This is a genomic window from Sanguibacter sp. Z1732, assembly GCF_051020515.1.
Lineage (GTDB): Bacteria > Actinomycetota > Actinomycetes > Actinomycetales > Beutenbergiaceae > CALKWS01.
Genome location: NZ_CP194857.1, coordinates 2,841,590 through 2,855,265 on the forward strand (window position 1 = coordinate 2,841,590; position 13,676 = coordinate 2,855,265).

At 64.0% G+C, this 13,676-nt stretch carries 9 protein-coding genes and 2 pseudogenes; 3 read left to right on the forward strand and 8 right to left on the reverse strand.

Going from position 1 to position 13,676, the window contains the following annotated elements:
* Positions 1 to 25 precede the first annotated feature (25 nt).
* On the forward strand, positions 26 to 1,582 hold the full coding sequence (locus ACRRRO_RS14925; RefSeq protein ID WP_434080502.1) for an ABC transporter substrate-binding protein: 1,557 nt from the start codon (positions 26 to 28) through the stop codon (positions 1,580 to 1,582).
* Between the two features lie 60 nt (positions 1,583 to 1,642).
* Positions 1,643 to 3,241 (forward strand): N-acyl-D-amino-acid deacylase family protein, encoded by a 1,599-nt coding sequence (locus ACRRRO_RS14930; RefSeq protein WP_434080503.1) that lies wholly within the window; start codon positions 1,643 to 1,645, stop codon positions 3,239 to 3,241.
* A 62-nt stretch (positions 3,242 to 3,303) separates the two neighbouring features.
* On the opposite strand, the gene ACRRRO_RS14935 is transcribed toward ACRRRO_RS14930, so the two are convergent.
* Entirely contained in the window at positions 3,304 to 4,821 is a 1,518-nt protein-coding gene (locus ACRRRO_RS14935) for a M81 family metallopeptidase (protein ID WP_434080504.1), read from the reverse strand.
* Between the two features lie 215 nt (positions 4,822 to 5,036).
* Here ACRRRO_RS14935 and ACRRRO_RS14940 point away from each other — a divergent pair, with 215 nt between their 5' ends.
* On the forward strand, positions 5,037 to 5,816 hold the full coding sequence (locus ACRRRO_RS14940; protein WP_434080505.1) for an IclR family transcriptional regulator: 780 nt from the start codon (positions 5,037 to 5,039) through the stop codon (positions 5,814 to 5,816).
* A gap of 71 nt (positions 5,817 to 5,887) precedes the next feature.
* On the opposite strand, the pseudogene ACRRRO_RS14945 reads toward ACRRRO_RS14940, so the two are convergent.
* The 7 genes and pseudogenes from ACRRRO_RS14945 to ACRRRO_RS14975 all read right to left on the reverse strand — a co-directional run bounded on the left by ACRRRO_RS14945 (position 5,888) and on the right by ACRRRO_RS14975 (position 13,676).
* A pseudogene (locus ACRRRO_RS14945) lies at positions 5,888 to 7,548 on the reverse strand (amidohydrolase).
* Positions 7,545 to 8,324 carry a creatininase family protein gene (locus ACRRRO_RS14950; protein ID WP_424798277.1) on the reverse strand — a complete coding sequence of 260 codons (780 nt, stop codon included), beginning with the start codon at positions 8,322 to 8,324 and terminating at the stop codon, positions 7,545 to 7,547. Before ACRRRO_RS14950 ends, ACRRRO_RS14945 begins: the two are co-directional and overlap by 4 nt.
* Positions 8,321 to 9,762 (reverse strand): annotated as a pseudogene (locus ACRRRO_RS14955) (aldehyde dehydrogenase family protein). The gene ACRRRO_RS14950 and the pseudogene ACRRRO_RS14955 overlap by 4 nt, the downstream one beginning before the upstream one ends.
* Complete coding sequence (locus ACRRRO_RS14960; protein WP_424798275.1) at positions 9,759 to 10,772, reverse strand: Gfo/Idh/MocA family protein; 1,014 nt, start codon at positions 10,770 to 10,772, stop codon at positions 9,759 to 9,761. Before ACRRRO_RS14960 ends, ACRRRO_RS14955 begins: the two are co-directional and overlap by 4 nt.
* Positions 10,769 to 11,779: an ABC transporter ATP-binding protein gene (locus ACRRRO_RS14965; RefSeq protein WP_424798274.1), complete on the reverse strand. Its 1,011-nt coding sequence runs from the start codon at positions 11,777 to 11,779 to the stop codon at positions 10,769 to 10,771. The genes ACRRRO_RS14960 and ACRRRO_RS14965 overlap by 4 nt, the downstream gene beginning before the upstream one ends.
* Positions 11,776 to 13,527: a dipeptide/oligopeptide/nickel ABC transporter permease/ATP-binding protein gene (locus ACRRRO_RS14970; protein WP_434080506.1), complete on the reverse strand. Its 1,752-nt coding sequence runs from the start codon at positions 13,525 to 13,527 to the stop codon at positions 11,776 to 11,778. Before ACRRRO_RS14970 ends, ACRRRO_RS14965 begins: the two co-directional genes overlap by 4 nt.
* Positions 13,524 to 13,676, reverse strand: coding sequence for a hypothetical protein (locus ACRRRO_RS14975; RefSeq protein ID WP_434081590.1), 153 nt, complete (start codon positions 13,674 to 13,676; stop codon positions 13,524 to 13,526). The genes ACRRRO_RS14970 and ACRRRO_RS14975 overlap by 4 nt, the downstream gene beginning before the upstream one ends.

Sequence of the window (13,676 nt, forward strand, 5' to 3'; positions counted from 1 at the left end):
TTCCCACCCTCAATGAGGAGCGATAATGAAGAACAGACACATATCGGCGATAGCGGTATTCGTCGCCGCCTCACTCACCCTGGCCGCCTGCGGGGGGAACGGGACCGATGACGGTCCCGATGCCCCCGGCGATGGCGGGAACGGTGAAAGCACTGGTGCCGATACTCTGAACATCGGCGTGCATGTCGAGCCCACGGACTGGTCTCCGAGCCGGATCCAAACGATCCTTTTCCCGTTCACCCGGCAGGTGTACGAATCTCTCGCTTCGTACGACGACGAACTCAACCCTTCGCCGGAGTTGGCGACTGAATGGGAAATTAGCGATGACCAGTCCGCGGTGACCATTACCCTGCGCGACGGGGTGACCTTCCATTCCGGTGAGGTATTCAACGCCGAGGCCGTGGCTGCCAACCTGGAGTTTTTCGCCAATCCCGAGACGGGCCAGCAGATGTTCGGCCCGATGTCCGCCGTCTCCGACTGGGAAGTTCTCGACGATCTGACGCTGCAGGTCAACTTCACTGACCCTGTTGCGGAACTACAAATCACCGATTTGCTGCAATCCTGGACGATCGGTGACCCCGGGTCTCTGGATGACTCCAGTAGTGGTGTGGGCACTGGGCCGTTCGAATTCTCCGAGTGGGTCTCGGGGGAGCGGATCGTGTTGGAGCGCAACGACGACTATTGGGGTGAGGCTCCGGCCTACCAGACGCTGAACTACCGGGTGTTCGGGGACATGGACTCCCTCATCTCCGGCTTCGAGTCCGGCGTCATCGACCTGGCAGTTGATGTGCCGCCGTTGGATGCTCAACGCCTCGAGGGACAAGCCACCGTCCTCACCGGCAACGACGGTGCGTTGATCGATCAATGGCGAATCAACCCCAGCGTCGCACCGTTTGACGACGAGAACGTGCGGATGGCGATCAATTACGCCACCGACCGGCAGTCCATCGTCGATGCCCTCTATCACGGCTACGCTGATCCAGCGACCCTGCCCTACGGCCCGCACTCACCCGCCTATGATGCGGAACTCGCCGAGACCCTGGAGTTCGACCTTGACCGGGCACGGCAACAGTTGGAGGACTCCGGCCTCTCGGCAGATGAGTTGAGCGCTTCCATTATGGTGACCAGTGCAAATGCGCGTACGGAACAAGCTGCCCAGATCTTGCAAGCTTCACTGGGGGAGATCGGGTTCACGCTCGACATCGAGGTGCGCGACAACGCTGAATACACCGAAAAGATGCTCGCCGGAGACTTCCAGATCGTATTCTCCGCGATCGGGAATGGACAGAAGTACCCCACCCGGATCACCACCAACAGCATCTATCGGATGGAGGACAACCCGGTCGGCGCCACCGAAATCTTCCCCGACTACGCCCCGGCAGTTGCCGCAGCCAACTCAGCGGTCACCGAGGAGGAGCAGGCCGAAGCATTCGCACACCTCAACGAGGTGCTGACTGAAGCGATGTGGGTACCCACGGTCGGGTATCTGCCCACCCTGTGGCTGACCTCCGACCAAGTGACCGGAGTTGACCGCGACGTCGACAACATGTTGCTTCTGGCCGAGGCCGCACCGGCGAACTGATCGCAACGCCTGGGGTGGCCGGACTCGGCCACCCCAGGCACCCACCTGTGAAAGGACCCCATGAACGTTGACCTGCTACTGCGCGGAGCCGAGGTGATCGACGGCACTGGCACGGAAGCGAAGCGGGCCGATGTCGCGATCAGCGGAGACAAGATTGTCGCTGTCGGTGACCTGCATGACGTGACCGCCCAGAGGACCATCGACCTGACCGGATCATTCCTCACCCCCGGCTTCATCGACATCCATACCCACTCCGACGTCAGCGTGCTGCTGGACCCGGCAGCAGAGAGCAAGATCCTGCAAGGTGTGACCACCGAAGTGACCGGGAACTGCGGCTTCTCCGCTTTCCCGCTGGATACGGACCGACTGCCGCTGCACGCCGACCACATCGCCCGGATCGGCGATGATCCGATCGACCTGACATGGCATGACCTGGACACCTACGCCCAGGCGATCGAGGAAAATCCTCCTGCGCTGAATGTGGCTCCGCTGGTGGGCCACGGGACCGTGCGCGTGGCCGTGATGGGTGTGGATGATCGTCGACCCACGTCCGAGGAACTTGCACGGATGCAGGAACTGGTTTCCCAAAGCATGCAGCAGGGTGCATTCGGGATGTCAACAGGACTGACGCACATTCCATCCGGGTACGGCGAAGAGGACGAAGTGCGCGAATTGGCGCGAGTGGTGGGGCAGTGGGATGGGCTGTACGCCACCCATTCCCGCGCCACCCCCGGCGAGGGCTTCCCGGCGATCGAAGAAGCGATCCGCACCAGTCAACAGGCGGGGGCCCGTCTGCAGGCTTCCCACGCCGCCATCAATGAACCGACGAAGTGGGGCCAAGCAACGCAGTACATCGCCTTGTTGGAACAGGCCGAATCCGACGGCTTGGACGTAGCGTTCGATGTCTACCCCTACGATGCCTCTTCGTCCTCGCTCACCCAATACCTGCCGGCCTGGACCCAAGCCGGTGGTACAGAGGGTATGCGCGCAATGATGGAAGATCCGGCGACCCGGGAACGGGCGCTGACCGAACTCGCTGCCGGGTGGATGAACGGCATTCCCTGGTTCTGGGACCGGGTGGTGATCAGCCGCAGTGGACCGGGGCGTGAGGAGTGCGTGGGGCTGACCATCAAGGATGCCGCCGAACGCGCAGGGGTGGACCCCGCGACATTCACCCTCGACCTGTGCCTGGAGCACGGCAACAGCGTTCAGGTGGTGCTCTTCTACCGAACTGAAGAAGACATGATGGAGTTCTTGGCGCACCGACTCTCCGTGGTCGGATCGGACGGCTCGGCGGTGCCATTGGACCAGCAGGGACTGAAGCCGCACCCACGCGGATTCGGCACCTTCCCCCGGGTGCTCGGGCGCTACGTGCGCGAGAAGGGACTGATGTCCCTACCGGAGGCGGTGCGAAAGATGACCAGCGCTGTTGCGGAACGGTTGCAGATTCAGGACCGCGGTGTCATCCGTGCCGGCGCCGTCGCCGATCTGGTTGCCTTCGATCCAACCAAGGTCATCGATCAGGCGTCATTCGAAGAGCCTGCCCGCGAACCAATCGGGATCTCTCACGTCATCGTCAATGGCACCCTCACGGTGCAGGACGGCTCCTTGACCAGCGCCCGTGCGGGGAAGGTCTTGCGGCACATCAATGCTGCCTGAGTGATGTCAGCCGGGCCGGGTGTCCCGGCCCCGGCTGACAGGCTCTTCGGAGCCCGCAGCCGTCAGTACGTCACATCTTCGTCGAACGGCGACATCGGGCGCCGGTGACGGTATCGGAAGGTCGAGAGGTCCGCGCTCGTGACACCTGGGGTGCCGACGTAGATCATCTCAGCCGCGATCGGTTCGAACGCCGCACGAGGGGAGTTGACGCCCTTGGCGATGATGATCGGCTGCCGGGTCGGCTCGAGTCCGACGGCTCGCAATTGCTGCAGGCTGACGTTGCCCAGCGGTCGGCTGGTCAAGAGGATGTCATGGCCGTCTTCGGCGGCGAGCAGTGCGCCCGGGCCGGTGTTGAAGAAGCGGAATCCGCCGTGAGTCTGCCCGGTGTCCTCCCAACGGCCGTCAGTGAGCAGCCGGACCCGTCCGCGCACCCGCACCGGTGAGCCGTGCAGGCCGTCGGTCTTGCCCCCGACCAGCAGGTCCACGGTCTCACCGACGCCCGCATCGCGGCATTCCTGGACGGCTTCCGGATCGCATAGTGAGCAGAAGACGCCTTCGATGCCCATCCGTTGCGCCTGCGCCAGTAAATGGGTCGAGTCTGCGGGGCTGCCGGCGCCGACGTTGTCGCCGGTATCAAGGAGCACGATGGGGGCTTCGACGGCTTGCTGCGCACGGAGCAGGGCATCCTCGATCGATATTGCGCCCGCGTCGTAGGACTCGCGTTGGTTCCAAGCCGCTCGGGCCATGGAGGTGGCGACGTCCCGTGCCAAGACATGATCGCCGTCGGTCACCGCGAGAAAACTCATTCCCATTTCCGCCACATCAGCGTACGGGTAGCCCTCCACGACGCTGACTGACAGAACCCCTGAGCGCTGCATTTCCGTCCGGGAGTGCGCCAACAGTTCCCGCATGGGGGAGTCGTCGGTGCCCTGCCGCAGAATGTTGATGGCCAGTGGGGGCATCTCCAGAGCCATCACAGGATCGATCTGCCCGCGGACCGCTTGCGCGATGAGTTGCCCTGCCTCGAGTGCGCGGGGTCGAGCATCGATGTGCGGATTTGTCTGGTAGACGGTGGCCACATCGGCGTTCTGCACAAGTAACTCGGAGAGGTTGGCGTGCATATCGAGAGTGACCCCGATTCGGACGGAGGGACCGACCAATTCGCGCACCCGGCGAACGAACTCGCCGTCGGCGTCGGCGTATTCCTCCGACACTGCGGCCCCGTGTTGCGCCAGCAGAACGGCATCCCAGGGGCCTTGTGACTTCAACGCTTCGAGCATTCGCCCGACGAGGTGGTCGTAGGCCTCGGCCGTGATTGTGCCCATCGGGGTGATCTTGGTAAAGACTAGCGGAACCACAGTGATGGCCGGATCAATCCGTCCGAGTTCCAGGAAGCCACTGATCGTGGCGTCGGCATCGCGGTACTGCGCCAGGATCTGATCACCTTCGAGGATTCCTGCCCGCTCCCATTGGCTCAGGTCCGCTGGCACGGAGGAGAAGGTGTTCGCTTCGTGACTGAATCCCAACGTCGCGATTCTCATTGACACTCCAAGCTTCTGTAGGCAGAACGCCGTCTTCACCTAATGCAATAGAACTTACCGGCTGTCGTTGAGGATGGTCAATGCTGCGGTCGATGAGGAGTGGGGCCAGTGCGATAGGGTGTGGTCCACCTACCGAAATGTGTTTCTCTGCCATCGGCGTCCGAACTGCCGAAAGATGAGAAAATCCTGGCGTAGCGTTGTGGAATATCGAGGTGCGCGCACTGGAGCCGCACAGCAGGGGAGGAGCGCAGAGTATGGCGACATCAGTCGACGATTCAGAGACGGCACAGAGGTCTTATCCGATCCGCGCGGTTGATCGGGTCTGCGACATCCTGGACACCCTGGCCAATGCCAGCGATCCCGTCTCGCTGTCGGATGTGGCTGCCGCCACGGAACTACCCAAGAGTTCCGCGTTCCGGTACCTGACCGCACTTGAAGCCCGTCATTATGTGGAGCGCAGTCCCGACGGTGCCAACTACCAGTTGGGACTGGCGTTCCGTGCTCACGATCGCCGTGGAGTGGAGTTGCTCACCGAGACCGCAGAACCGGTCCTGACCGCGTTGCGGGACCGGCTGACGGAGACCGTAAACCTCGGCGTCCTGGACGGCAGTCGGGTAATCCACACTCTGGTCGCCGAATCCCCGTACATGATGCGCTTAGCCGCACGCGTCGGGGAGCGGGGCTTGGTCCACTCCACAGCTCTGGGGAAGGCCATGTGCGCAGAACTCCCGTCCGATAAGGTCCGATCGATCCTCAAGATTCATGGCATGCCTGCCCGGACCGAGGCGACGATCACCGATCCGGAAGCCTATCTGGAGGAACTCGAACGTGTCCGTGCTCAAGGGTGGGCCGTCGATGACGAGGAGAATCAGGTGGCAGGCCGTTGTCTCGCTGTTGTGATCCCGTCCCTCGATTTTCCCGCGGCTGTGAGCGTGAGCGCTCCGATCGATCGAATGCCCTCAGAGCAGGTGCCGGTGGTGGCGAAACAACTTCAGCGTGCAGCCCAGACGATTGCCCGCAAACTGAGTGCGTGAACGGGCGGCCCCGACGCGCCTGCATATCGCCAGTTCCTCATAGTAGACGTCAGCGCCGCGGTAGGCAGGGCCTACGGCGCCGGGGTATTGCTCGGGTGGAAGGTGCCACCCAGCACCGTGCCGTGTACGTGGATATCGCCGATCTCCAGAGGGTCCACCGTGAGCGGATCTTCAGCCAGCACGGCGAAATCAGCGAATTTCCCGGTCTCGATCGATCCGACCTCGTGATCCATCTTCAGCATGTAGGCACCACCCACGGTGACGGCATGCAGTGCCTGGGGCACGCTGATGCGCTCGTGTTCACCCATGACCCGTCCCGACACCGTCTTGCGGGTGACGGCGTGCTTGATCGTCGATAGCGGTCCGAGCGGGGTTACCGGCGTGTCGGAGTGCAACGAGATCGGCACACCATGGCGCAGTGCCGTCGCAGCCGCATTGTTCCGGCGCGCCCGGTCGGGCACGACCGTGATGTCTAGGTGCTGATCGCCGTAGGCCCAGATGTGGTTCGCGAACACGTTGGCGCAGGCACCCAGTGCCGCCATGCGCCGGTACTGGGCGGCAGTGGTCATCTGCGAATGTGTGCAGGTGTGGCGGTGATCCGGCCTGGGGTGGGCGATGAGCGCTGCTTCCAAAGTGTCCAGGAACAACTCGGTGGCCTCATCACCGTTGCAGTGGACGTGGATCATCAGGCCGGCGCGATGGAAGACCTCGAACGCTTCGCGGTAGTCCTGCGGCGCGATGTTCCACATCCCGTTGTGATCGGCACCGAAAAACCCGGGTTCCAATACTCGTGCGGTGAATCCCTGCAGGTGCCATCCAGCACAAGTTTGACGTTGCCAAATCGTAGGTTCGCCGCGGATGTACCGGTGAGTTCCGTGATGCGCTCGGCCGCCTGCGCCATGGTGCCGGCTACCGGGCCCATCCCGGCGCCGGCGTGGAAAACATTGAGCCGCGCGGGGAAGTGGTGATCGACTGTGGCACGGAAGATCTCGACGCCCGCATCGTCCATCAGATGGGGAGTTCCCAGATCGGTCACGGTCGTGGTCCCGGTGTTCACCGCATCCTGGCCGAAGCGCCTGAGCGCCTCGGCATTGATCGCCGCCAGACCTCCGCTGTCCAGGACGGTGGCGACCAGGCCCACGGCGTCGAACTCGTGCAATTCACCGATCGGATCCCCATCGCCGTCGCCGATGATGCCGGCGACCCCGGTGTCCCGGTCGATCCCACCCCTTTGCATCGTCACCGTGTTCACCGTGCAGCCATGGCCACTGGTGTGGGTGACATAGATCGGGCGTGTAGCCGAAACGGTGTCGAGTTCGGCGGCGGTCAGCCGTTCGTCGGGGAAGTAGATGGGGTCGAATCCCCACGCCAGTAACGTGCGATCGGTGTCCTGTAGTTCGGCCTCGCCCTGCTGCAGGCGCGCCAGGACCGCATCGATCGATCGACATCCCGGCCAGTTCCTCCCCGAGGGATCGGTCCGGTCCACATACCCGACGTAGATCCCATCCCACACAGATCCGGATTCTGCGTGACTGTGTGCCTCGACGAATCCCGGGAGCAGCATTGCGTGTTCGAAGCGGGAGTTGTACACCGAATCGGGGTAGGTGAGCAGTTCGGCTACTGAGCCGACCGCTCGGATGCGGTCCCCCCGCGCAGCCACCGCCTGCGCCGTCGGGCATGCCGGGTCCATCGTCCGGACCAAGCGGGCGCCGTACACAATCGTCTGGGTCATAGTTCGTGCTGATCGAGGTGGGGCCAGTCATCGTGGAGGAACCTACGGCAGAAGGTTTCAGCCCGCTCCAGTGCGCGTGTCACGATCTTCTCGCCCAGTTCAGGGTGAGCGATGGTGGGGTCTCCGTACACGCCGTCGGTGGTCAGATCATCGAAGCGTGGCGCGACATCCACGAAACCGTGCGGGGCGGAGAGACTGTCGACCTCGCGGTGCTGACCGGGTTGCTGGATGCGCTCGGTGTGCACCAATTGCGGGGCGAGGAACATCGCGACGGACGTCTCCAGTTCGCAGGCGTGGCCATAGCGCGGGCCCGACGCTAGTTCGGCGCAAAGGTCGCGTGCCAAACGCGCCCACATCACCGACGCAGCCAGGACACCCAATTCGCTGCGAACCCGGCGTGACACGATCGACAGGGCATCGATGTTGCCGCCATGACCATTGACGAAAACGATTCGGGTGAACCCCTGGCTCTTCAACGAGGCGGCCAGGTCGACCATGACCGCGATGAACGTCATAGGGCTCAGGGTCACCGTTCCTGCGAAATTCTCGTGGTGTTCGGAGATCCCGTAAGGCTGCAATGGGAAGAGAATCGCCTGCTCATCAAGGCGATCGGCCAACGACTCCGCAAATGCCTTCGCGATCGTGGCATCGGTCATCACGGACAAGTGCGGGCCGTGTTGCTCCACGGCTCCGACCGGAAGGATCGCCACCTTCGCCCGGGTCATCGCCTCGGTGACTTGTTCGGTCGTCTTGTCCTCAATGCGAGTAGCGCTCATGGCAGCATCCTTGCCGGCACGGTGAACGTCTGGAGTTGGGACAGTTCCTCGATGGAGTAGCGGCCACCGATGCGTCCCACGCCGCTGGCGCGCCCGGAATAGCCACCGAAGGGGCTGTGCGGTTGCCACGAGGTTGCTACGTCGCCGATATTGACAATGCCGGCACGTAACCGCCGTCCGAGGTCTACCGCACGCGCGGTGTCCGTGCTGAGAACTCCCGCCACTAGGCCCAGCCCGTGGTCGTTGACCAGGTCCGCGGCCTGGTCCAAGCCGTCGAAGGGCATCAGCATGGCGACTGGGCGAACGTCTCCGCCCGGAACGCCGTCATGGCCGGATCCAGGTCCTTGAGGATGCTCGGTTCGTAGTACAGATCAGTGGGATGGCCGCTGGCCCTTCCGCCCCCGGCGAGGACAGTGGCGCCACGGGAGGTGGCATCGGCGATATGCGCATCCACCTTGGCCGCAGTGGCTTCGTTGTTCAGCGGCCCGATCGTGGTGTGTTCGTCAAGGGACGGACCGAGACGGAGCCTGCGCGCTTCTGCGGCGAGAGCCTCGGCGAGATCGTCATAGATGCTGCGTTCGACGATGATCCGCTCGGTGGAACTGCAGATCTGCCCGGCATTGGCGAACGTTGCACCGGCCAGCCGGCGAGCCGCTTCGTCCACATCCGCATCGGCGAGCACCACAGTGGCATTGTTGCCGCCAAGTTCCAGCAGCAGTGGTTTCGGGCCGGCCGTGGCCGTGATGGCATTCCCGGTGGCGGGGCTCCCGGTGAACCCGATCGCGTCAATACTCCGGTGCCCGGCGATGCCGGCGCCGATATCCTGTCCCATTCCCGGGACCAGGTTGACGCTGCCCGCCGGAAACCCGGCTTCCTCCACGAAGTCCTGCAGCCACAGGGCCGTCATCGGGGTGAGTTCGGAGGGTTTCCACACGATCGCGTTACCGGCGGCGAGACCGGCGCACAGGTACTCGGTCGGGATCGTGGCCGGGAAGTTCCACGGTGTGATCACTCCCAGAACGCCGTGCGGGCGTCGCACGGTGAGGATGGCACGCTCGGGATTGTCACTGGGCAGGATCGCATCGGTCATGTGCCGGGTGATCTCGGCTGCATCCCGCCACATCTCCGCAGCCACGGAGACCTCCCCGCGGGCCTCGGCGATGGGTTTGCCTTGTTCGCTGGCAAGGTCGCGGGCCATCGGTTCGATATCACGCTCAATGAGTTCGGCGACCATGGCCACTTTCGCCGCACGTTGCCGGATGGTCATCGCGGCCAGTTCCGCGGCTGCATCCCGGGCGGCGTGCACAGCGCGGTCGAGGTCCTCGGCTGTGGCCCGGGCCATAGTGGCCACCGGCTGACCGGTGGCCGGGCTGATCACCTCCAGATGATCATCGCCGGTGCTGCGCTTGCCGCCGATCACAATCGGAACGTGCTTCATCGGTCTCCAAACTCCTTCATCATGACGATTTGCCCGGTCCGGGCCGAGTGTTCCACGGCCAGACTGGCGCGTAGTGCTTCCATACCGTCGCGGGCTGTGCAGACCGGGTCGGTACCTTCAGCGATGACAGAAATGAAATGGTCGACTTCCTGGGCCATGGCGCCGCCCGTTCGGCCGTGGATCTCCGGGCTGAACCAGGTGTCCAACGCGGCGGCTCCGTCAGCAGTCACTCCGACCAGTCCGGTGACCCCTTGCTCTACCTGCAGATAGCCTTCCTCCCCGATCACGGTGAACCCCGACAATCCGGGCGGTACCGACCGGTCCGGCAAGGACCAACCCAGCATCGATGTCCCGTGGGCACCACTGGTGAACTGCATGGCGACCGAGTACAGATCCGCGATGTCATAGCCCTGGCGATTCAGTACACCGGAGTTGCGGAAGGCAGAGATCTGCTCGATGTCACCGGCATACCAGCGCGCCAGGTCCAGTTCATGGGTGCCGTAGTACAGCGGTGCGGTGGTCCGGCCCCGCAGGACGTCCTGATCTCTGCGAATACCGACCCGGGCGCTGCGCACACCGATGACCGGTCCGATCAAACCGTCGTCGATGGCCGTCTTGATGCGGCTGTAGCGGGATTCGAACCGCAGGATGTGACCGGCCAGGACGGGCACACCAGAACGCTCGGAGGCGTCGACGATCCGGGCCGCAGAGGGGAGGTCATGGGCCAGCGGTTTCTCCACTGCGACGGGGATTCCTGCTTCCAATGCCCGCACGGCGGACTCTGTGTGCAGATGTTCGGGCGTGCACACGATCAGACCGTCGACCCCACCCAGGTCGTCTAGGTCTGCCGCCCAGCGCCCCCCGTGGTCATCGGCCAAACTCCGAGCGCGCTCGGTGGCGGTGTCGCAGACCAATGCGATCTGGGCTGATGGGTGGTCGGCAACAGCGCGCAGCCACCGGGATCCCATCACGCCCAGGCCCGCGACGGCGATGCGGACCGGCGGCCTCATTTGGCGCCTGCTGCAGAGGCGGCCAGGCACTCGTTGGCGAAATGACACGCCACTTGCCTGCCGGGCAACCATTCACGCAGTTCGGGTCGCTCGATCCGGCAGATTTCCTGCGCCATCGGGCAGCGCGGATGGAAGGTGCATCCCGGTGGGGGATCCTTGGGATCGGGCGGATCGCCTTGGGCCTCGACGCGGGACCGGTTGCGATGCTCGATGCTGGGTACCGCGTCCATGAGGGCGCGGGTGTAAGGATGGGCGGGGTTCTTGTACACATCCGCGGCACTGGCCAACTCCACCACCCGGCCCAGGTACATCACGGCGATCCGATCGCTGATATATCGCACCACACCGATGTCGTGGGAGACGAACAGCATCGTCAGGCCCAACTCGCCCTGCAACCGCCGCAGGAGATTGAGGATCTGTGCCTGGACCGATACATCCAGCGCTGATACCGCTTCATCGGCCACCAGCAGCGACGGCTCGAGCGCAAGAGCGCGTGCTATCCCCACTCGCTGACGCTGCCCACCACTGAGTTGTCCGGGCCGACGGCTCCCGTACTCAGGTCCCAAGCCGACGTTGGTGAGCAGTTCGCCGACGCGTTCCTCCACCGCTTCCCCCCGCAATAGCCGGTGGATGAGCAATGGCTCGGCAACGATCTGGCGCACTGTCATGTGTGGGGGGAGGGAGGAATAGGGGTCCTGGAAGACGATCTGGATCTCCCGCTGCAAGGAGGTCGAGGGATCGACCCGCGCACCTTTGAACTTGATCTGACCCGAGTCGATCGTCTCCAACTGCACCAGGGTCCGGGAGAGCGTGGACTTGCCACAGCCACTCTCACCCACGAGTCCGAGAATCTCCCCGGGTGCTATCGATAGGGTCACGCCGTTCACTGCCTGCACAGCCACAGTGCGCCGGGACAATCCGCTGCGCACCCGGTAGTGCTTTTGGACGTCTTCCAACTCGATGAGGGGCTCGGTGTCCTTGACCGTCGAATCAACAGTGGTGCTCATCGGGTGACAACCTCCGTTTGCGGGACGTGCAGGTGGCACGCGACGGCTTGTCCGGCGGGCACTTCCAAAAGGGCCGGATCGGTGGTCCGGCAGACATCCATTACGGCGGGGCACCGGGGCGCGAACGGACAGCCCGTGATCTGCGCCATCGGGTCGGGCAGGTCACCGGGGATCCCTTGGAGACTGTCGGCAGCGATGACCTCCGGGGTCGGTACCGAGGACAGCAGCGCCTGCGTGTAGGGGTGCTGAGGGTTGAGCAGGACCTGCTCGGCGGTGCCGGACTCGCATACGCGGCCGGCGTACATCACCACGACCTCGTCAGCGATCTCACCGATCAGGCCGATGTCGTGGCTGATGATCACCACGCTCGCGCCGTGTTCATCTCGGACTCGACGCAACTGGTCGAGCACCTGGGCCTGCGTGGTCACATCCAGGGCTGTGGTCGGCTCATCAGCGAGGAGGAGTTCAGGTTCGACCACCATGGTCATAGCAATCATCACGCGTTGGTTCTGGCCACCACTGAGCCGGAAGGGGTGGCGCCGCAGGATGTCGGAAGGATTACCGAAGCCGACATCGCGCAGTGCCGATTCAGCGAGTTGCCGGGCAGCTTTGCGGGATACCGGTTTATTGGCTTGGATCGCCTCGACCATCTGGAAACCCACGGTGAAGACGGGGTTGAGCGAACCGGTGGGGTTCTGGAAGATCATCCCGATCCGGCGTCCGCGGATCTGGCGCATCTGACCTTCGGAGGCTGCAGTCAGGTCGATCCCGTCGAAGTGGGCCGATCCGTGCGGGATTCGCGCGGTACCTGCCAGCAGTCGGCTGATCGCGTACGCACTGACCGACTTGCCCGATCCGCTCTCGCCCACGATCCCGACGATCTGGCCGCGGCGCACCGTCAGATCGACACCCCGGACCGCATGTACCGGCGGGCTGTCACTGTGTGCCTGGAAGTCCACTGCCAGGTTGCGCACGCTCAGCAGCACGTCCTCGTCGGTGCTCACCGGTGCGGGGGTGGGCGCCGAGGTGGTGGTGGGCAGGGAGTCTTCTCTGGTGCGCCGCAGGAAGTGAGCCCGCCATGGCCGCCGGCGGGACTCCAGACCGGGGGATTCCACGGCCAGATTGATGGACAGCACTGTGAACATGATGGCAAGACCGGGTAGCACGGAGAGCCACGGGGCAATCGTCATGCTCTGGCGCCCATCGGCCAGGATCTGTCCCCAGGACACATCGGGGGAGGAGAGGCCGAAGCCGAGGAAACTGAGGGTGGACTCCATGACCACCAGGTTGGACAGGTCCACCAGCGCGATGGCAGGCAGCACGCCCCAGACCTGCGGCAGGATGTAGCGGAAGATCCGGCGGAATCCACTGGCGCCCAGGGTCGTGGCCGCCTGCACGTAGTCCGCTTCCCGTTCTGTGAGCACCCGGGCACGGATAACCCTGGCGTAGACGATCCACGCCGGGATACCCAGCACCACGATGAGGTGGACGGGGCGGCGTTCGGGCAGCATTCCCAGGATCACGATGGCGATCAGGATGAAGGGTAGGGCTAGTTGGATGTCGCCCAGGCGCATGATGATCGTGTCGACCAGACCCCCGAAGAATCCGGCGATCAGACCGGTGATGACTCCGAGTGTTCCGCCGATCAGCATGGCGCTGGTGCTGATCAGGACCGAGGACCGGGCGCCGTAGATCAACCGGGAGAGTACGTCCCGGCCGAGCCCGTCGGTGCCCAGGATGTGAGTCACATCGCCACCGGACCACACCGGCGGGGCCAGGACGTTGGCCAGGTTGGTCTGCCCGGGGGGTGCGGCACGATCCAGGGAGCGGTGATGGCGACCAAGACGATAATGGAAAGCCCAGCCAGGCCGACGACGGCGGTACGCCGGCGCCACAT